Origin of the sequence: Variovorax sp. dw_308 (assembly GCF_019207085.1) — a bacterium.
GTDB lineage: Bacteria > Pseudomonadota > Gammaproteobacteria > Burkholderiales > Burkholderiaceae_C > Variovorax.
Genome location: NZ_JAATOM010000001.1, coordinates 158938 through 178089 on the forward strand (window position 1 = coordinate 158938; position 19152 = coordinate 178089).

Genomic DNA, 19152 nt, shown 5'->3' on the forward strand with positions numbered 1-19152 from the left:
TGGGTCTACTGGCTGCCGATCCGCGTCATGCAATCAGGGCCGGTGAAGCCCGCCTTGCATTCGGTGAGCACGGCCGGCCGTTTGGTGGTCGACGTGGCCTGAAGGCTGGCGCCCGCTGACCCGGCCGCCGCCACGTAGAGGATCTTGCTCTTGCCGTTGCCGCAGGTGCCGACCACGCGGCCGGGCTCGCTGGATGCGGCATCGGCGATGGTCAAGGTGAAGCTGGCGATGCCGCCTGCCTTGATCTTCTGGTCGATCTCGGCCTTGAGTTCGTCGCAGGAGAGCGCGTGGCTCGACGCGGATGCGGCGAGGAGGGCGATGAAGAGTGCAATCAGCCTGGTCATGGCTTTCCCTGTGGAGTGGTCTGGATGTCTCGCACCACGTCGGCGAGCCGATCCAGATTTTGCTCGTTCGCCTCGACCACGACGTGGGCCACGCGATCGCGTTCCTCCGGCGTGTCGAAGGCCTGGCGCCAAGTGACCAGGGTGCGCTGGCCCTGGTCTGCCAGGTCGATCGTCAGGATGAAGTGGTGGGGGGAGGCGATGTGCTCGATCACCACGCGTTTCAGCGGCACGATGTCGGCGAAGGTGTTCTCGTTCGGATAGTCGGTGCCGTCCGGGCCGTGCAGCGTGAAGCGCCACGCGCCGCCCTTGCGAAAGTCGAAACCGCGGAAGGTGCTGGAGAAGCCCCGGGGCCCCCACCAGCGTGCGAGGTGCTCGGGGTGGCTGATGGCGCTGAACACCAACTCGCGCGGCGCATCGATCAGGCGCGTGTGCAGGAAATCGCGAGGCGCGGGGCGCGCATAGCTCACCGTCAGCATCTCCCACTGGTGGCCGTCGGGCACGTTCCAGTAGACCATCCGGCCGCCGTATTCGGTGTTGATCTGCATGTTCATCGGGCCGGTCACCGTGCTGCGGTAGGGGATGCCCGCGGCCTGGATGCGGCCGAGGATCGCGTCGAACTGCGCCTCGCTCACGCGGAAGCAGAAGTGATGGATGGGGAAGTCTTCATCGGTATCGATGAAGTCGAGCGTCAGGCCATCGTTGACGAATACCGGGGAGAAGGGGCCGAGGGAGGTCTCCGCCCAGGGGACGCCGAGCAGTTCGGCCAGTTGCCTTGCCGATGCGAGCTTGTGGCGCGTGGGGACGATGGTGTGGTCGAGTTGGATGGGCATCGTGGGTCTCCTTGTGTTGCGGGTCCGGTGGGACCCGCACTCTGGCTTCCGGGGCTCTCGCGACGTAGGTGCCAGGCCCTTTTCAGCTCGCCCCGTCCAGCACCAGCTGCGTCTGCGTGATCACCGCGCACAGCTTGCCGTCAGCGTTCTTGATCGTGGTCTGCCAGACCATCGTCGTGCGGCCCCGGTGCAGCGCCAGGCTCTCGCCGGTGACCACCGTGCCGACACGGGCCCCCGCGATGAACTTGGTGCTGGAATCGGTGGTCGTCGTCTTCTTGCCAGGTGCGAGGTTCAGCACCGTGCCGACGGCGCCCAGCGTGTCGGCGAATGCCATGTAGGCGCCGCCATGCAGGATGCCGCCGGAGGTGCACAGGTCGGGCCGGACTTCCATCGTCGCGAGCACGCGCTCGGGCGCGACCTCGGCGAGCTTGACGCCCATGAGGCCCGGGAACACCGGGTCCAGGAATTTCTGCAGCGTGGCAAGGTCGAGCATCAGGTCTCCTCGGTGAATAGCAGGCGGGTCATGAAAGCGCTGTGCGGGTCTTCGACATAGTCGCCGAAGGGCGGGCAGTAAGTGAAGCCAAAGCTGGCGTACAACTTGTGCGCGGGCTGGAAGGTCGCGATGGGCCCGGTCTCCAGGCTCAGGCGAGCGTAAGAGCGTCGGCGTGCTTCCTCGATGATCTGTGCGAGCAAGGCGCGGCCGGCGCCCTTGCGTCGGTGGGCCTCGGGCGTGCGCATGGACTTGATCTCGCCGTGCGTCGGGCTCAATTCCTTGAGTGCGCCGCAGCCCAGCAGCGCGTCGCCCGACCAGGCCGTCCAGAAGGTGATGTCGGGCTGGCGCAGCGCGTCGAGGTCCAGCGCGTGCACGCTCTCGGGCGGCGAGATCGCCCGCATGTTGCGCAGGTGCTCGTCGAGCAGGGCATGGATCTCAGGGCCGCGAAGGTCGTCGATTCGGATGTGCATCGGTCAGGTGTCTTCCAGATACCCGCGCCGCGACGCCTGCCCCTGGTCCTCGAAGATCGCCATGGCCGTCGTCATGCGCCGGAAGCCGAGTGATTGATAGAACGACTCCTTGCCCGGCACCGAATACAGGAGGATCTTCCGGTGCCCTTTTGAAAGGTCCACCAGCTTCGACAACATCTGCCGCCCGAGGCCCATGCCCTGATGCGTTGGCAACAGGGCTACGTCGCAGATGTACGAGCAGTCGGCGCCATCCGCGAGCGCCCGGCCCGCGCCGACCAGCCGGCCGTCATCGCGCACGAAGCAACGGAACATGCTGTGCGTGAATACACCCTGGAGCCAGTCCGGCCGCTTGTCGCCAAGCGGTGCGGCACGGTAGAGCGCCGAGAGTTCATCCCAGTCGATGTCGTCGATCGAATGCGACCAGACCAATGCCACGAATTGCCTCGATTGAAAGCGTTTTGGAGCCAGCCGCGTTTATAGCAAGCCGGCCCTTGCGCCGTCGCGAGGGTGAGGCCCGGTCGGCGATCTCGACCATCCCGGGCCCGAAGTTTTCGCGCCTTCTTCAGTAGGCTTGCCCCAACTGCTCCAGGATCGCCGGATTCTCCAGCGTCGACGTGTCCTGGGTCGAAGTCTCCCCCTTGGCCACGGAGCGCAGCAGCCGCCGCATGATCTTCCCGCTGCGCGTCTTGGGCAGGTTCTCCGCGAAGCGGATGTCCTTCGGCTTGGCAATCGGGCCGATCTCGCGGGCGATCCAGCTGCGCAGTTCGGCCGCGACGGCGGCGGCCTCCTTGCCGGCGGGCAACGCGCCCTTGAGCACGACGAAGGCGCAGATCGCCTCGCCCGTGGTGTCGTCGGGGCGGCCCACCACGGCGGCTTCCGCCACGAGCTTGGTGCACGACACCAGCGCCGATTCGATCTCCGTCGTGCCCATGCGGTGGCCGCTGACGTTCAGCACGTCGTCGATGCGGCCGGTGATGGTGAAGTTGCCGGTCACGGCGTCGCGAATCGCGCCGTCGCCGGCGAGGTAGTAGCGGCCCTGGAAGTCCTGCGGGTAGTAGCTGGACTTGTAGCGCTCCGGGTCGCCCCAGACGTTGCGGATCATCGCGGGCCAGGGTTTCTTCACGACCAGGATGCCGCCCTGGCCCCAAGGGACCGGGTTGCCGGCTTCGTCGACCACGTCGGCGCTGATGCCGGGGAAGGGCAGGCTGCAGGAGCCGGGCACCAGGTCGTGCGCGCCGGGCAGCGGCGTGATCATGTGGCCGCCGGTCTCGGTCTGCCAGAAGGTGTCGACGATGGGGCAGCGGCCGCCGCCGATGTGCTGGTGGTACCACTCCCAGGCGGCCGGGTTGATCGGCTCGCCGACCGAGCCGAGGATGCGCAGGCTCGACAGGTCGTAGTTGCGCGGGTGTGCCGTTGGCGTGCTTTCCGCGGCCTTGATGAGCGAGCGGATGGCCGTGGGCGCGGTGTAGAAAACGGTGACCAGGTGGTCCTGGATCATCCGCCAGAAGCGGCCGGCATCCGGGTAGGTGGGCACGCCTTCGAACACTACCTCGGTCGCGCCGAGCGCGAGCGGCCCGTAGGCGATGTAGGTGTGGCCGGTGACCCAGCCGATGTCGGCAGTGCACCAGAACACGTCTTCCGGCTTGAGGTCGAATGTCCATTTGCAGGTCAGCGCGGCATGCAGCAGGTAGCCGCCGGTCGAGTGCTGAACGCCCTTGGGCTTGCCGGTGGAACCGGAGGTGTAGAGCAGGAACAGCGGATGCTCCGCGCTCACCCACTCGGGCTCGCAGGTCGCCGGCTGCACGGCCAGCAGGTCTGCGATCCACAGGTCGCGCGGCGCCGTGAACGGCACGTCGGCGCCGGTGCGCCGCGTGACCAGCACATGCCGCACGCTGTCGCAGCCGCCCAGCGCCAGCGCTTCGTCGACCACGACCTTGAGCGGAAGCTGCTTGCCGCCACGCACCTGCTGGTCGGCCGTGAGCACCGCCACCGCGCCGGTGTCGGCGATGCGGTCGCGCAGCGCCTGCGAGGAGAAGCCGCCGAACACCACCGAATGGATCGCGCCAATGCGTGCGCAGGCCTGCATCGCCACCACGCCGTCGATCGACATCGACATGTAGATGACCACGCGGTCGCCCTTCTTCACGCCGAGCGAGCGCAGTGCGTTGGCGGTGCGGCAGGTGCGTTCCAGCAGGTCCGCGTAAGTCACGTGGGTCACGGCGCCGTCGTCGGCCTCGAAGATGAGTGCCGTCTTCTGGCCGAGGCCGCGCTCGATGTTGCGGTCCAGGCAGTTGTAGGAGGCGTTGAGCGTGCCGTCCTCGAACCACTTGAAGAAGGGCGCGTTGCTGCTGTCCAGCACCGTCGTGAACGGCGTCTTCCAGGTGATGAACTCGCGCGCCAGGCGGGCCCAGTAGGCCTCGTGGTCGGCCTCGGCCTCGGCCACCAGGCTGTCGTAGGCGGCGCGGCCGGAGACATGCGCGTTGCGCACGATTTCGTTCGAGGGCGGGTAGGTCGCGGGGGTTGCGACGGCTGTCGTTGCGAGGTCCATGATGTGTTCCTTGAAGCGTTCAACAATGGAACCGGAGCATGCGCGGTGAACTTTGCAGCAGTCGGCTCGAAATATGACGAATGTTTGCAGGGCTCCGCTGGGCTATAAATCGAATGTTGGCGATCGCGTCATCGACGCACGGCTGGGAGACAACTTGAGAGACAACGAATTCGCCGCCGCGGAGACGGCCCCGCTGGCGCGCTACCAGACCCTGCAGGCCGGGCTCGACCTGCTCGACCAGGGCCTGTCGATCTTCGACGCCGACCTGCGGCTGGTGGCGTGGAACCGCGCTTACGAGCGGCTGCTGGACTTCCCCCAGGGCATGGCGCGCATGGGAACGCCCTTCGAGACCTTCATCCGCTACAACGCCCGGCGCGGCGAATACGGCCCTGGCGACCCCGAGGCGCTGGTGGCCGAGCGCGTGGCCGCGGCCCGTACCTTCATGGGGCACGACCTCGAGCGCACCCGCCCGGACGGCTGCGTGCTCCACATCCATGGCGAGCCGCTGCCCGGCCACGGCTTCGTCACGCTGTATTCCGACGTCACCGCGCAGCGCCGCGCGGAGCGCACGATCCGGCAGCAGAACGCCGAACTGGAAACCCGCGTGGTGGCGCGCACCGCCGAACTGGTCAGCAGCGAACAGCGCATGCGGCTGGTGATGGACTCCATCCCGGCGCTGGTGGCGTACTTCGATCGGCGTCGGGTGTACAACTATCTCAACCGCGGCTACCACGGGTGGTTCGGCATCGACACCACGCGGCCGGAGACCGTCAGCGCCAGGGCCTTCCTCGGCGACGAGGTCTACGCCCTGGTCAAGCCTCACGTACTTCGCGCGGTCGCGGGCGAATCCGTCACCTTCGAGTACGAACTGGTCATCCACACCGGTGAGCGGCGGGCCGTGCGCACCTCGCTCGTCCCTGAATTCGCGAGCGACGGCACGGTGGCCGGCTGCTTCGAGCTGACCTTCGACATCACCGAGCAGCGGCGCGCGCAGGAGTTGCTGGCGCGCACCCAGAAGCTGGAAGCGCTGGGCCACCTCACGGGCGGGCTGGCGCACGATTTCAACAACATCCTGACCGTCGTGATCGGCAATCTCGCGGCCTTGAAGGACGCGTACCCCGACGACCCCAACGTGCCCGAATACATCCAGCCCGCGCTCGATGCCTCGCGGCGCGGCGCCGACCTGGTCAAGGGGCTGATGCGCTTCGCGCGCCGCCAGCCCTTGCAGGCAGGGGCGGTGGACGCGGCGACGGTGCTGCGCGCGGTCGAAGGGCTGGTCCGGCATTCCTTGCCCGAACGCATCCACCTGGGTGTCGACGTGGAGGCACAGTCGCTCGGCATCTGGATCGACGCGGCCCAGCTCGAACAGGCCATTCTCAACATGGTGCTGAATGCGCGCGATGCCATGCCGTCCGGCGGCCAGGTCACGCTGCGCGCGCGGCCGGCGCACCTGGATGCCGATGCTGCCGCCGCGCTCCAGACCACGCCGGGCGACTGCGTGCGAATCGACGTGCAGGACAACGGTTGCGGCATGGACGCCCGCACCATGGCCCACATGTTCGAGCCCTTCTTCACCACCAAGCAGCCGGGCAGCGGCACCGGGCTGGGCATGGCGATGGTCTATGGCTTCGTCAAGCAGTCGGGCGGCGCGATCGACGTGCGCAGCGAGCCGGGATGCGGCACCACCATCTCGCTCTGGCTGCCGGCGAGCGAGCGCCCTGGCCTCGACCGCCCCGCGCCGGCCGGCGCACCGGAGGCCCCGGGGCGGCGTGGCCTCGCGCTGCTGGTGGACGACGATGCGCAGGTCCGCCGCGTGGTGCGGCGCACCCTGCTCGACATGGGCTATGCGGTGCTGGAGGCCGACAGCGGCGTCGAGGCGCTGGCCCTGCTGCGGCAGACCTCCGACATCGCGCTGCTGCTGTCCGACGTGGCGATGCCGGGCGGCGTCGACGGGCGCGAAGTCGCGGCCACCGCGCGCCAGCTGCACCTGGCGCAGGCCGTGGTGCTGATGAGCGGCAATGCCGCCGGCGACCATGCCGTGACCGGCGTGCCATGGCTGGTCAAGCCCTTCACTCCGGCGCAACTGGCCGATGCGATCGAGGCAAGCAGAGCATGAGCACGCACGTCACCCTTCCGCCGCGCGACGAAAGCGCACCCCGGTCCCTGATCTTCGTGGTCGAGGACGACCCGGCCGTGACCAAGCTGGTGCTCAACGCGCTGACGGAATTCGGCTTCAACGCCGAAGGCTTCCAGACCGGCACCAGCATGCTGCGCCGCATGCAGACCGAACAGCCCGACCTGTGCATCGTCGACCTCGGCCTGCCGGACATGGACGGCATCGACCTGGTGCGCCGCATCACGACGCAGACCAGCGCCGGCGTGCTGATCCTCACCGGGCGCGGCCACACGGCCGACCGCGTGATGGGCCTGGAACTGGGCGGCGACGACTACATGACCAAGCCCTTCGAATCGCGCGAACTGGTGGCGCGGGTGCGCAGCATCCTGCGGCGGCGTATGTCGTCGAACGGCACGTCCGGCGCGCAGCAGCGGCGCTATGCCAGCTTCCTGGGCTGGCGAATCGATTGCGCGGCCAACATACTGCGCTCGCCGGACGGCAGCGAGCACCTGCTGGGCACCGCCGAGACGCAGGTGCTGCGCTGCTTCGTCGAGCGGCCGCACCAGATCCTCACGCGCGAGCAGTTGATGGGCGCGCGCGACCTGCTGCCGACCGACCGCAGCATCGACGTGCGCATCTCGCGCCTGCGCCGCAAGATCGAAGTTGATCCGCATGATCCGGTCATCATCAAGACGGTTTACGGCGCGGGCTACATGTTCGCGGCGGCCGTGACTTGGGCTTGAAATAGAACCCGAGGATCGGGCGATCGGACCGCCGAACAGGGCGGGAATTCGCCCGAGAAGTACCACCAATGTGACGAATCTTTGCGTCCATCCCCGGGGCTGAAGGCGGCGACCCAGAATCGCGCCGAATCCACCCATCAACGGAGACAAACGCATGCTCGATCCCGCCGTCCAGAAGATCCAGTCGAATCCCAAGTACCTCGAGCTGCGACGAAAACGCAATGCCTTCGGATGGTTGCTGGCCGCGTTGATGATGGTCGTCTACTACGGCTACATCGCGCTCATCGCGTTCAACAAGCCCTTCCTGGCGCAACCGATCGGCAAGGGCGTCACCTCCATCGGCATACCGATCGGCTTGGGCGTGATCGTCTTCACCATCGTCATCACGGCGATCTACATCCGTCGCGCCAACGGCGAGTTCGACCGCCTGACCGCGGAAATCATCGAGGAAGCGAAGCCATGAGCCGCCATTGCGTCAAATCATTCGCAACCGCTGCGGCGTTGCTGCTCGGCGCCGGCGCGGCGATGGCCGCGGGCGGCGACGTCGGGCAGGCGGACAAGCAACCGACCAACTGGATCGCCATCGGCATGTTCATGGCCTTCGTGGTGTTGACGCTGTTCATTACCAAGTGGGCGGCGGGCAGGACCAAGTCGGCTTCCGACTTCTACACGGCCGGCGGCGGCATCACCGGCTTCCAGAACGGCCTGGCGATCGCGGGCGACTACATGTCGGCGGCATCCTTCCTCGGCATCTCGGCCGCGGTGATGGCGACCGGCTACGACGGGTTGATCTATTCGATCGGCTTCCTGGTCGGCTGGCCGGTCATCACCTTCCTGATGGCGGAGCGCCTGCGCAACCTCGGCAAGTTCACCTTCGCCGACGTGGCGGGCTACCGCTTCCAGCCCGGTCCGATCCGCGCCTTCGCGGCCTCCGGCACCCTGGTGGTGGTGGCGTTCTACCTGATCGCCCAGATGGTCGGTGCGGGGCAACTCATCAAGCTGCTGTTTGGTCTCGACTACATCGTGGCGGTGGTGATCGTCGGCGTACTGATGATGGTGTACGTGCTCTTCGGCGGCATGACCGCGACCACGTGGGTGCAGATCATCAAGGCGGTGATGCTGCTCGCCGGCGTGACCTTCATGGCGATCATGGTGCTGGCGCAGTTCAACTTCAGCCCCGAGGCGCTGTTCGCCAAGTCGGTGGAAGTGCGCACGCAGATCGCGGCCAACGGCGGCAAGAGTCCCGAGGAGGCCGCGGCCATCGGGCTCAGCATCATGGGGCCGGGCGGATTCGTGAAGGACCCGATCTCGGCCATCTCCTTCGGCATGGCGCTGATGTTCGGCACAGCCGGCCTGCCGCACATCCTGATGCGCTTCTTCACCGTGCCCGATGCCAAGCAGGCGCGCAAGTCGGTGTTCTGGGCGACGACGTGGATCGGCTACTTCTACCTGCTGATCTTCATCATCGGCTTCGGCGCGATCACGCTGGTGCTGACCAACCCCGAGTTCGCGGACGTGGCAACCGGCACCATCAAGGGCGGCGGCGGGGCGGCCAACATGGCGGCCGTGCTGGTGGCCAAGTCGGTGGGCGGCAACGTGTTCTTCGGCTTCATCTCGGCGGTGGCCTTCGCGACCATCCTCGCGGTGGTTGCGGGCCTGACGCTGTCGGGTGCATCGGCCGTCTCGCACGACATCTACGCGACGCTGGTCAAGAAGGGCAAGGCCGACAGCGCCGCCGAACTGAAGGTGTCGCGCATCACGACCGTCTGCCTGGGTGTCGTGGCCGTGCTGCTGGGCATCGCCTTCGAGAAGCAGAACATCGCGTTCATGGTGTCGCTGGCCTTCGCGGTGGCCGCGTCGGCCAACTTCCCGGTGCTGTTCATGTCGGTGCTGTGGAAAGACTGCACCACGCGCGGCGCGGTGATCGGCGGGTTCCTGGGGTTGATCTCGTCGGTTGCGCTGACAGTGGTTTCGCCTTCGGTGTGGGAGGCGACGCTGGGGTATCCCAAGGGCTCGGCGCTGTTCCCGTATGCCTCGCCGGCGCTGTTCTCGATGACCATCGGCTTCGTGGGCATCTGGCTGTTCTCGGTGCTGGACCGCAGCAAGCAGGCCCAGCAGGAGCGCGCGGCGTTTCCGGCGCAGCAGGTCAGGTCGGAGACGGGGCTGGGGGCTTCGTCGGCGTCCGGGCATTGAGGGCGGCGAGCGCGGAGCAGTCGCGGGGCTGCTCCGCTTTTTTCAGCCTGCCGTGAACCCGAAGTTGATGGCGCGTTCACCCGTCTGCACGCAACGCTGGTAGTAGGCCAGGATGTCGCGGGTTACCGGGTCCACCTTGGTGTTTCGCAGCAGGACTGGCAGTTCGGTCGCTGCGAAGACCTTGTCGTCCTTCGTTACTTTCGAGCCGATTGCGAAGGACACGCTTCCCACCGCGTTGGCCGCGAAGATGCCGGACAACGCGCGCCAGGCGATGAAGCCGTTTTCCTTCCACGGCGCCAGGGCGTCGAGTGCCTTGACCCATGCCAGCAGGTTCGGATGCGGCTGGCCGGGGCACAGGATGCGTGCCAGCACATCCGGCAGCATCTGCTTGGAGGCGAAGGCCGGATTCGTTCTCTTGAGCGCCTCGAGGTCCTTCCACATCGGCCGCATGAATTCGCCGGCATAGAGCACCGTCGCGTTCGGCGGCGCGGCAATCTGCGAACGGGCGGACGGATTCTTCTGCAGGTAGCTCAATAGCTCGCGCGTAGGGGGAAGCAGGGACATGAAACCTCCATGGGGCTTGACCGAGCATGCGCGAGAAACGGCCGCTCGGGATCACCCGGAGGAGGGAGGGAGGGCGGGCCGTGGCAGGCACGTCCGGCACGCGACATGGGGCGCCCTCACGTTCGATGCAACGGGACGAGTGCGGGCCATTGCAGGCTCTCAAGTCGGAATGCTTTCAAGCGTCGAAGCGAATCGCGACGCTGGACATCGTTAGCACCCTGGGGCCGAAACTCGAGATGTTGGTGAGCGTCGCGTTGTGGTGCTGGATGACTTGCCGGGGCGTCACGAATGCATTGCCCTCGGTCGTGTGTGCGTCCGCTACCAGCAGGACCGGATAGCCCAACGCGAGGGCGCGGCGCGTTGTCGTGTCGACGCAGAACTCGGTGTGCATGCCGCAGATGACCAGCTCGACGACATCGCGTTCCTTCAAGGCGGCTTCCAGCCCGGTCCGCAGGAAGGAGTCGGGCGTGGTCTTGCGAATGCGAAGGTCGGCGGGTTCCGCGTGAAGCCCTTGCGCGAGTTGCCACTCGCGCGTTTCGTGTTTCAAGAGGCTGTCGTCTTCATGCTGGATGAAGACCACCGGAACGCCCGCTGCCCGGGCCTTGGCGGAAACCGCGTTGATCCTGTCGATGACAAGCGCCGATTCAAAGGCGTTGTGTTCGCCTTCGCACAAGCCTTGTTGCACGTCGATGATGAGAAGTGCCATGTTGCTCATGGTGAGGAAGTGCTGAAGAACGAGTAGGTCGCCTTGTACTTCGCGGGAACGTCAACCGGCTGGATCTTGCCGGCGAGCGAAAGTACGAGGAGCGATGAAACAACGAAGCCGACCAGCATCGGCAGCGCGACCGACAGGCGACGAATACGCGGAGATGTGGACTTCAAGTGCCAGTAGACCGCGCAACCGATGTGCGTGAACAGCGCCAGGACGGCGAAGAAGTAATAGGGCGCGAAGAAGAACTGGTACGGCGGAACATGGAACCCCGCCGCGGAAAAATAGAAGTTCGTGTCGAGGTCCAGCACCGTGCGCGCAAACAGCACGGCACCCACGTGAATGAGCAGGAAAGACGCGAGGACGGCACCGGAGAGGGCCTGCAACCATGCGACCGCGCCTTTCCGTTGCTTCCAGCCGCGAACCAAGAGCCAAAGCCCGCTGCAGACCTGGGCCGCGACGCACAGCAGCAGGAGCACTTCAACCGCGGGCTGCCGGTAGATGACGCGCGCGGCTTTCATGAACTCGATGTGCGCGGGCACGCCGGCAAGCGAGACGAGATGATTCGCGAGATGCAGGCATGCAAACGCCGCGATGACGATCGCCGAAGTCTTGTGCAGGGAGCGTACGGTCATGACGTCAGGCTCGGGGGAGATCGCCCCCGAATTCGCAACGATGCAAAGCTGATCGTTGAGGTGCAAGTCTCACTTGCCGGCCTCCACCTTCACCCGCCCATTCGGCACCTCCCCAAACATCTCAGGCGCATACATCGCCTCCACCCGGCTAGGCGGCAGCGCGAAGTCGCCGACGTTGTTCAACCGCACCGTGTATTCCATCTTCACCACGCCCTTCGGCAGGTACTCGTAGTAGCTGCGGAACGACTCGAAGGATCGCTCCTCGAAAGCAGCCCAACCAGCGCCGGTCTTCTTCTCGCCCTGCGTCGCAATCTGCGAGTCCCGCCCCAGCCCGCCGCCGAGGATCGTCGCGCCGCCCGGGATCGGGTCGGTGATGACGACCCAGGTCATGTCGGCGCTGGCGTTCACCTCCAGCGACACCCGCAGCACATCGCCGCGCGTGTACTGGCCCGACGTGGCTTGCTCGACCGGCGTGATGGTCTTCTTGATCGCATAGCCGGCCGCGAACGGCGCCTTCAATTGCACGGCGGCCACCGACTGCATCGTGAGCCACGGCTTGCCCGTGCCGGTCTGCGTGACCTGCAGGGAATCGCGCGTGGTCGGCGGGTTGGGCCACGGTATGAACATGCTGTTGTTGCGCAGGTTGCCCGGCGACGCGGGCGCGCCGAAGGCCGACGTCTGGTTCGGCGCGCCCCCGGCATCGCCGGTCTGGATGCGCTCGACCTTGCCCCAGTCGACTTGCGCCTTCATCGCGCCGAGCGTCGCGGCGGTGATGCCGGCGACCGGCGTGGCCTCGAACTTCTTCGAGAACTTCTCCAGCGCCAGGCCGCCCCACAGGTTGGCCGTCGTGGTGTGCCAGGCGCCGCCTTGCTGCCGCCCGATGAAGCCGTTGGCCAGCTTGCCCATGTCGTCCTTCCACTCGGGGTCGTCCATCACGGCGAGCATCAGGCGCGCGGTGTTGACGTCGCCGTTGGTCATCAGCCACCACCAGTAGTCGTCCTGCTCGGTGCTGAAGACCAGCTTGGTGCCCTGGTAGCTCAGGCGCGCTTTCAGGATGTTGTTGGCCTCCGCGATGCGCTCGTCGCGCTTGGGCACGTCCTTCACGCGTTGCAGGATCTGCAGCCAGTCGATCACGGCGCTGGTGGGCCACTGGTTGGGCGCGATGGTGATGCTGCCGAGCATGCGGGCCTGCGCCTTGCCGTAGCGCGACAAGGCTTCGAGCGCGGACAGCTTGCGCACGTCGAGGTCCTTGCGCGGGCTCCAGAACTCGCGCTGGATGCGGCCTTCGACGAAGGCGATCAAGCCGGCCTCCATTGGCGCGCGCACATCGTCGGCGATCGCGAAGGCGGGGTCGATGGCCGATGCCTCATTCGTGGCCGCCAGCAGGTAGGCCGTGAGCGTGTCGCTGCCGCGATTGCTCTCGCCATCGCGCGGCGGGAAGTAGCTCGCCAGGCCGTCGCCGTCCAGGTAGCTCGGCAGTTGCGCGAGCACGCCCTGCCACATCTTCGTGTCACGCAGGCCGACCGATTTGCTGGTTTTCTGTTCGAGGCAGGCGAAGGGGTAGCTGGCGAACCAGTCGCGCACGCCGGGCAGCCCTTCGGCGAGCCTGGGCTGCAGCGACAGGCGCAGGCCGCCGCGGCCCGGCAGTGCGTCGGCGGGCGGTGCGACGTCGAGCGTGAAAGCGCCGTCGACCTGCACCAGCGTGGCCTGCTGCACCGTGAGCGGCACGGCGGGCACGATGCGCTGGCGCACCTTCAGCGCATCCGCCGCACCGGCCAGCGTGTCCTTCGCCGAGATCTCCCACAGGATCGCTTCGGCGCGGGTCTGCGCCAGCTGCGCGGGCGCCGTCACGTTCCACGCTGCCTCGCGCGATTCCCCGGCGGGGATGTCGACCGTCTGCGCTTCCAGCGTGATCAGGGTGGCGCGCGGCGTGGTGATCACCTTCATCGGCTTCTGCGTCGTGTTGCGCAGCGTGACCTGTGCGCGGAACTGGTCGTCCTCTCGCACCAGCGGCGGCAGGCCGCTGATGATCTGCAGGTCCTGCGTTGCCTGGATGCTGGTCTGGCCGGTGCCGAAGAGGCCGGTGCCCGCGTCGGCTACGGCCACGATCCTGAAAGTCGTCAGCGCATCGTTCAGCGGCACCGTCACCTTGGCCTGACCGTTGGCGTCGAGCACGATCTTCGGGTTCCACAGCAGCAGCGTTTCCAGCAGCTCGCGCGTCTGGCCCTTGCCGCCACCGCCGCCGGCCGGCACCGCCTTGCGGCCGTAGTGCCGGCGCCCGACGATTTCCATCTGCGCGGTCGACGTGCTCACGCCCCAGCTGCGCCGCTGCAGCATCGCGTCGAGCAGGTTCCAACTGGTGTTGGGCATCAGTTCCAGCAAGGCCTGGTCGACCGCGGCCACGGCCACTTCAGCGCCGGCCGCGGGCTTGCCGTCGGGCAGCTTGCCGGTGATGGTGACCTCGGCCTTGCCGCGCACCGGGTAGCTCGGCTTGTCGGTGGCCAAGCTCACCTCGATCTGGTGCGCCTTGGTGCCCACGCGAATCTCCGCCAGGCCGAGCCGGTACGCCGGCTTGCTCAGGTCGACCAGCGCGGTCGGCGCGACGTATTCGCGGCCTTCGTACCAGTAGGCGGTCCACCACTCGCGCGGCGACTTGAAGCCCCAGGTGAAGAAGCTGTACCACGGCACCTCGCGCAGCCGGCCGCGCAGCGCCATCACGCTCACGTAGGCGTTCGGCCCCCATTCGGGCTTGACCTCCAGCGTGACGGTCGGGTCCTGCCCGTTGAGTTGCACGACGTGCGTCTCGATGACGCCTTCGCGCTCCACCGCCACCAGCGCGGTGGCGAAGCGGAACGGCATGCGCACCTGGAAGCGGGCGACTTCGCCGGGCTGGTAGCTCTTCTTCTCCGGCAGCACGTCGATGCGGTCGTTGTCCTCGCCCCCGAACCAGAGTTCGCCCTGTTTGGTCACGTAGACCGAGTTGGCCGCGAGGCTGCTGCGGCCTTCCTTGTCGCTGGCGTTGACGACCAGTTCGACGCGGCCGGGTTCGCTGAGCGACGCGTCGCACAACAGCAGTCCGCGGCTGTCGCTCTTGCCCTTGCAGACGCTGCCGAGGTCCTTGGTCTCGGTCTTGTTGTCGTAGGTGTAGAACCCGCCGACCATGCGCTTGCGGCTGCTGGTGGTAATGACGGCCGTGGCCTTGACGTCGATGGGCACGTCGGCCAGCGGCTTGCCGGCGAGATCGAGTGCGAGTGCCTGGAACTTGAGCTTCTTGTCGGTCGAGATCCAGCTCTCGGTCTTGATGCCTGCGATGACCGCGGCGGGCCACAGCGTCTGCGTGCTGCGGAGGGTCTGCACCTCGCCGTTCGGGTCGGAGTAGCTTGCTTCGAGCAGCAGTTCGCGCGGCGCCTTCGACAACGGGAGCTTGTCGACCGTGACCTTGCCGGCGCCGTTGCGGTCCAGCGTCACGGGCAGCTTGTCGGCGACCACGCGGGCGTCGTCGGAGGCAGCAGCTTCCTCGTCGGCGTTGGTGCCGGTGGTGGCCTGCTTTTGCGGTGGCGCAAAGCTGAACAATTCATAGTCGGCAAAGCTGATCGACCTGGAGCGCGCGAGGGCCGACACGCGCACTGGGAGGTTGGCCGAGCCGCCGCCGGCCACGTAGTTGACCTGCACATCCGTGGGCACCGACGTCACTGCGACGAGCGGGTTCTTGTCGGTCGGCGCAACCCGGCCTTCCAATACGGGGAGGCGGAATTCCTCGACGCGGAAGCTGCCGGTGTCGTAGCTGTTGCGGCGGCCGTCTTCGTAGTCACCGCCCTCCGGCTTGTCCTTGCCGTTGCGCAGCATTACCTCGTACACGCCGAGCTTGGCGGCGGGCGGGATGGCGAAGGTGTTCTCCGCGCTCTGCCCGCCAGTCGCGGTCTTGCGCCAGTTCAACGCTTGCGTGAACTGCTGGCCGCTGCCGGTGTGCGTCACCACCAGGGTGTCGGGCGCGCTCTCGGGCAGGCCGAAGCCGCTTGTGTTCTGCGTGCGGATGATGTGCTTCATCGACACCGTTTCGCCGGCGCGCAGCAGCGTCCGATCGAATACCGTGTGAGCGATGCGGTCAGGCTCCGGGTCGAGGCTGGTCGGCACGTTGAAGCGCCAGGGCTCGATGCCGCGCTGCCAGTCGCTCCAGGTGAAGGCGAGGTCTTCGGCGCCGCCTTCATCTTTCGCGCGGGCGCTGACGAAATAGGCGCCGCCGCTGTAGTCGACATCGTCTTCGCCGCCGTCGCCGGGGCACTTCGGCGCTTCGGACGAGAGGTCTTTCAACGTGACCAGGCCGTTCGCATCGGTGGTGCCGCTGGCAAGCGCCTTGCCGTCGCAGCCCGACACGCGCACCTTCGCGCCGGCCACCGGCTTGCCCTTGTCGAGCGTGGTCACCCAGGCCACGGCGTTCTCGCGGCCGAGCTTGAAATGCACGGCCAGGTTGGTCGCCAGCGCGCTGGTGCGCACGTACATCGTGCGGTCGGCACCGTAGCGTTCGTCGAGCAGCGAGCCGCCGAGCTTCTGCGACGCGATCTCCAGCACATGGAAGCCGGGCGTCAGCGGAATGCCGACCACTTCGAACGGACGTGGGTCGCCGCCTTCGGCCTTGGGCATGTCCAGCGCCTTCACGCCGGCCTGGCCGTTGAGCAGAGACAACATGCGCGTCTGGACGCTCTCGGTATCGTCCTTGTCGATGATCTTCGGCAGCGGTCCCTTCACATCGCGCGCGGCCACCTTGCGGTTGACGGTGTAGTTGTTGTCGTAGCGGCGCACCTTGCGGAACCACGCGATGATTTCGCCGTCGGTCTGCGGGTTGAGGTCGCTCACCTTGCCCGGCGTGAGCGCCTGCAGGCGGAGGGCAGGCTCCACGTTGCGCACGGTCACCGGCATCACGGCCACGCCGCCCGGCTCGGCGAAGCGCTCGACCACGCCGAAGGGCGAGGCCGCGAACTTGGCAAGCGGTGGCATCGCGCCGGTCGCCACCTTCATCGGAAAGGTGCCGGGGGATGCCGGGGCGCGGTCCGACGCGTCCTTGAAGCCGTCCGGCAGTTCGATGGTGAAGGGCGTTTGCTCGGCGAAGGGCGCTGGGAAGCTCACCGCGTCGACGAGCGCATCCGCGTTGCCCTGCCCCTCGTCTTCGAACTTGGGTGCGACGGACTTGCCGCCGCCCTTCAACGCGATCTGTGCGGCCAGGGCGCGCGTCACCGGCGAATTGAAGTTGAGCGTCATGGGCCGCAGCGGCAGGCATGCGGCCTGGGCGTTTTCGCGCTCGCAGGTGAATGACACCGCGAAGGGCTCGCGCACCTGGAAGGCGAAGCGGCGCTCTACCTTGTTGGCCACGCCCGAGGGCGTGGCCACGCCGGCACCGTAGACGAGTTGCACCTTGGCCGATGGCGGCAGCGTGCGGTTGCAGCGCACCGTGGCAAAGCGCAGCGGCTCCTTGGCGGCGCGCTCGGTGGCACTCATCGATTGCAGCAGGGCGGCGCGGTCGGCATCGGCCAGCGCAACCACCGGGATGCGCTCCCCGATGCCTTCGGCCTGGCACCACATGTTGGCCAGCAGGCTCTGCGAGGTGGCGGCGCCGTTGAGTTCGAGCAGGAAGAACTGCTGCTCGTCGATGCGGCCGCCGCCCGGCCGCACGCTTCGTACGAAGGGCCCGCCGGTGTTGAACTGCCAGCTTGCGGCACCGGTCAACTCCGCGCCGGAGGCGGACTTGAAGCCGGCGACCCGGGTGACGGTGCAGCGCACGCCCGGGCCCAGGTCGTTCTCGAAGTCGTAGACCCACTGCTTCTCGTTGAGCCACCGGCCCGTGCCCTTGGAGCCGGCCGCCTCGGTGCAACTCAGGGCCAGCGGCGCCGGCGCCTTGGGGTCGCCGAAGTTGACGGCGGCCTGGTCGAACCTTGCGACGAGCTGACGCACGCGGGCGACCTCGCCTTGCGGCGTGACGCCTGTGATCTGCAGCGCCTGGGCACCGAACGCGACGCCGGCCAGCACGCAGGCGGCCACGACCTTCTTCTGAATATTCAAACGGTCTCTCCTCAACGACCAAAGGACTGGCACGCCTGGTTCACAGATAGATACACTTGCGAACGAGTACCAAAGGACGCAGTGCCATGACTCCAACGCGCGGGCGCGCCGACGCCGCCATCACGCCATTCTGGTTGCGATTGCCCCGGTTTTTCCTGTTCCCTCTGCAATGGGAGCCGCTGCTGTATGCGGCGCTCCTCGCGGTGTCGAGCCTGATTGTCTTCGTCATCCCGCTGCCCTTCGTCGACATTCTGGTGGAGATCGGCATCCTGCTGGCGGCGAGCCGCTACGCCTTCACGGTCATCCACTTCAGCTCGCAAGGCTTCCTCCACACGCGCGACTTTCCGGCGCAGGGCGATCCGGACCTGGTCGGGCTGCCGTGGAAGCTGTTCGCCGTGCTGCTGGTGATGGGCGCGGCGACGGCCGCTTGCGGCATGCTGTCGAAGAACCTGGCGATCGCGGCCTACGGCATGGCCTCGCTGGCGCTGCCAGCCATCGTCGTGGTGCTGGCGCAGACAGCCAGCGTGGGCGAGGCGCTGAACCCGGCGCAGTGGTGGGCCGTGGTGCGGGCGATGGGCTGGCCCTACCTCGCGCTGTGGGCCTTCCTGTTCTTCCTGAGCGGCGGCACGGAGATCGCGGTGCCGATGCTGGCGCCGCTGGTCAAGCCATGGATGCTGCTGCCGCTGGTGAATTTCGCGATCGTGTACTTCAGCTGGGCCATGGCGGCGCTGCTGGGCTATGCGATGTACCAGTACCACGATGCGCTGGGCATCGATGTGCGCTTCGTGTCGCGGGCCACTCCGGCCGAGCGCGACGCGTCGGAGGAAGCACGCGCCATCGACGCCCACGTGGCCGACCTGATCGAGCACGGCGAGGCCGACATCGCACTCGGCATCGCCTACGACGCGGCGCGCGTGGCCGAGGACGATGTGTATGCGCAGCGCCGCTATCACCGCGTGCTGGCCGTGGCCGGCAAGCCGGAGGACCTGCTGCGGCACGGCAAGACCTTCATCGAGTTGCTGATGCGCGGCAAGTTCGAGTCCGAGGCGATGTCGGTCCATGCGACCTGCGTTGCCAAGGACCCGAACTTCCTCTGCGTGAACCCCGGCAACGTGGTGAGCTTCGCGCAACTGCAATGGCGCGCCGGGGATGCGCGCGCCGCGCTGGCCTTGCTCAAGGGCTTCGACAAGCGCTACGCAGGGCATGCGTCGATTCCGGATGCCTACGAACTGGCCGCGCGGGTGCTCATCCAGGGCCTGGATCGTCGCGACCTGGCCAAGCCCATCCTCGATGTCATGAAGAAGCGCTACCCCAAGACGCCGCAGACCGAGGAGGTGCGCTGGCTGCTGCGCGACGACGATCCAACGACGCGCGGCGCGACCCTGGCTGGCTGAAACAAGCCCACCCCCGAATGCGCCTTCGGCGCCACGTGCGGCCGCCAGAGGCGGCTGCT

15 protein-coding genes are annotated in these 19152 nt (G+C 67.2%); 5 read left to right on the plus strand and 10 right to left on the minus strand.

The genetic code is table 11. From position 1 onward, the window contains the following. Positions 1 to 5: 5 nt before the first annotated feature. From HCU76_RS00690 to acs, 6 genes are all read right to left on the minus strand, one after another. Positions 6 to 344, minus strand: coding sequence for a DUF1161 domain-containing protein (locus HCU76_RS00690; protein ID WP_213955238.1), 339 nt, complete (start codon positions 342 to 344; stop codon positions 6 to 8). Next, a complete protein-coding gene (locus tag HCU76_RS36440; RefSeq protein WP_256353896.1) occupies positions 341 to 1174 on the minus strand; it encodes an SRPBCC domain-containing protein in 834 nt (277 codons plus the stop codon). Before HCU76_RS36440 ends, HCU76_RS00690 begins: the two co-directional genes overlap by 4 nt. Positions 1175 to 1256: 82 nt before the next feature. Then, a complete protein-coding gene (locus HCU76_RS00705) occupies positions 1257 to 1667 on the minus strand; it encodes a PaaI family thioesterase (protein WP_213955239.1) in 411 nt (136 codons plus the stop codon). Then, positions 1667 to 2137, minus strand: coding sequence for a GNAT family N-acetyltransferase (locus HCU76_RS00710; protein ID WP_213955240.1), 471 nt, complete (start codon positions 2135 to 2137; stop codon positions 1667 to 1669). The genes HCU76_RS00705 and HCU76_RS00710 overlap by 1 nt, the downstream gene beginning before the upstream one ends. Before the next feature lie 3 nt (positions 2138 to 2140). Next, the gene (locus HCU76_RS00715) at positions 2141 to 2572 is read right to left on the minus strand and encodes a GNAT family N-acetyltransferase (RefSeq protein ID WP_213955241.1); all 432 of its coding nucleotides are present in this window, start codon (positions 2570 to 2572) and stop codon (positions 2141 to 2143) included. A 127-nt stretch (positions 2573 to 2699) separates the two neighbouring features. Further along, positions 2700 to 4685 carry an acetate--CoA ligase gene (gene acs / locus HCU76_RS00720; protein ID WP_213955242.1) on the minus strand — a complete coding sequence of 662 codons (1986 nt, stop codon included), beginning with the start codon at positions 4683 to 4685 and terminating at the stop codon, positions 2700 to 2702. A 154-nt stretch (positions 4686 to 4839) separates the two neighbouring features. Here acs and HCU76_RS00725 point away from each other — a divergent pair, with 154 nt between their 5' ends. The 4 genes from HCU76_RS00725 (at position 4840) to HCU76_RS00740 (ending at position 9737) form a co-directional block, all read left to right on the plus strand. Next, positions 4840 to 6801: a PAS-domain containing protein gene (locus tag HCU76_RS00725; RefSeq protein WP_256353897.1), complete on the plus strand. Its 1962-nt coding sequence runs from the start codon at positions 4840 to 4842 to the stop codon at positions 6799 to 6801. Beyond that, complete coding sequence (locus HCU76_RS00730) at positions 6798 to 7544, plus strand: response regulator transcription factor (RefSeq protein ID WP_213955244.1); 747 nt, start codon at positions 6798 to 6800, stop codon at positions 7542 to 7544. Before HCU76_RS00725 ends, HCU76_RS00730 begins: the two co-directional genes overlap by 4 nt. A gap of 154 nt (positions 7545 to 7698) precedes the next feature. Beyond that, positions 7699 to 8007 (plus strand): DUF485 domain-containing protein, encoded by a 309-nt coding sequence (locus HCU76_RS00735; RefSeq protein WP_213955245.1) that lies wholly within the window; start codon positions 7699 to 7701, stop codon positions 8005 to 8007. Further along, entirely contained in the window at positions 8004 to 9737 is a 1734-nt protein-coding gene (locus HCU76_RS00740) for a cation acetate symporter (protein ID WP_213955246.1), read from the plus strand. The genes HCU76_RS00735 and HCU76_RS00740 overlap by 4 nt, the downstream gene beginning before the upstream one ends. A gap of 42 nt (positions 9738 to 9779) precedes the next feature. Here the strand turns inward: HCU76_RS00740 and HCU76_RS00745 are convergent, their stop codons facing one another. From HCU76_RS00745 to HCU76_RS00760, 4 genes are all read right to left on the minus strand, one after another. Then, positions 9780 to 10301 carry a hypothetical protein gene (locus tag HCU76_RS00745; protein WP_213955247.1) on the minus strand — a complete coding sequence of 174 codons (522 nt, stop codon included), beginning with the start codon at positions 10299 to 10301 and terminating at the stop codon, positions 9780 to 9782. 175 nt (positions 10302 to 10476) lie between these two features. Further along, the gene (locus HCU76_RS00750; RefSeq protein ID WP_256353898.1) at positions 10477 to 11007 is read right to left on the minus strand and encodes a cysteine hydrolase family protein; all 531 of its coding nucleotides are present in this window, start codon (positions 11005 to 11007) and stop codon (positions 10477 to 10479) included. Positions 11008 to 11012: 5 nt separating this feature from the next. Next, positions 11013 to 11711 carry a hypothetical protein gene (locus HCU76_RS00755; RefSeq protein WP_213955249.1) on the minus strand — a complete coding sequence of 233 codons (699 nt, stop codon included), beginning with the start codon at positions 11709 to 11711 and terminating at the stop codon, positions 11013 to 11015. 3 nt (positions 11712 to 11714) lie between these two features. After that, positions 11715 to 17693, minus strand: a complete 5979-nt coding sequence (locus HCU76_RS00760) for an alpha-2-macroglobulin (protein WP_371319748.1) — start codon at positions 17691 to 17693, stop codon at positions 11715 to 11717. A 92-nt stretch (positions 17694 to 17785) separates the two neighbouring features. On the opposite strand from HCU76_RS00760, the gene HCU76_RS00765 reads away from it, so the two are divergent. After that, complete coding sequence (locus tag HCU76_RS00765; protein ID WP_218508165.1) at positions 17786 to 19093, plus strand: hypothetical protein; 1308 nt, start codon at positions 17786 to 17788, stop codon at positions 19091 to 19093. The last annotated feature ends 59 nt before the right edge of the window (positions 19094 to 19152 follow it).

Excerpts from the sequence above, each read along its gene's own strand:
- HCU76_RS00690 (WP_213955238.1), bottom strand. The coding sequence starts at position 344 with ATGACCAGGCTGATTGCACTCTTCATCGCCCTCCTCGCCGCATCCGCG.
- HCU76_RS36440 (WP_256353896.1), bottom strand. The coding sequence starts at position 1,174 with ATGCCCATCCAACTCGACCACACCATCGTCCCCACGCGCCACAAGCTC.
- HCU76_RS00705 (WP_213955239.1), bottom strand. The coding sequence starts at position 1,667 with ATGCTCGACCTTGCCACGCTGCAGAAATTCCTGGACCCGGTGTTCCCG.
- HCU76_RS00710 (WP_213955240.1), bottom strand. The coding sequence starts at position 2,137 with ATGCACATCCGAATCGACGACCTTCGCGGCCCTGAGATCCATGCCCTG.
- acs (WP_213955242.1), bottom strand. The coding sequence starts at position 4,685 with ATGGACCTCGCAACGACAGCCGTCGCAACCCCCGCGACCTACCCGCCC.
- HCU76_RS00730 (WP_213955244.1), top strand. The coding sequence starts at position 6,798 with ATGAGCACGCACGTCACCCTTCCGCCGCGCGACGAAAGCGCACCCCGG.
- HCU76_RS00735 (WP_213955245.1), top strand. The coding sequence starts at position 7,699 with ATGCTCGATCCCGCCGTCCAGAAGATCCAGTCGAATCCCAAGTACCTC.
- HCU76_RS00740 (WP_213955246.1), top strand. The coding sequence starts at position 8,004 with ATGAGCCGCCATTGCGTCAAATCATTCGCAACCGCTGCGGCGTTGCTG.
- HCU76_RS00745 (WP_213955247.1), bottom strand. The coding sequence starts at position 10,301 with ATGTCCCTGCTTCCCCCTACGCGCGAGCTATTGAGCTACCTGCAGAAG.
- HCU76_RS00750 (WP_256353898.1), bottom strand. The coding sequence starts at position 11,007 with ATGGCACTTCTCATCATCGACGTGCAACAAGGCTTGTGCGAAGGCGAA.
- HCU76_RS00765 (WP_218508165.1), top strand. The coding sequence starts at position 17,786 with ATGACTCCAACGCGCGGGCGCGCCGACGCCGCCATCACGCCATTCTGG.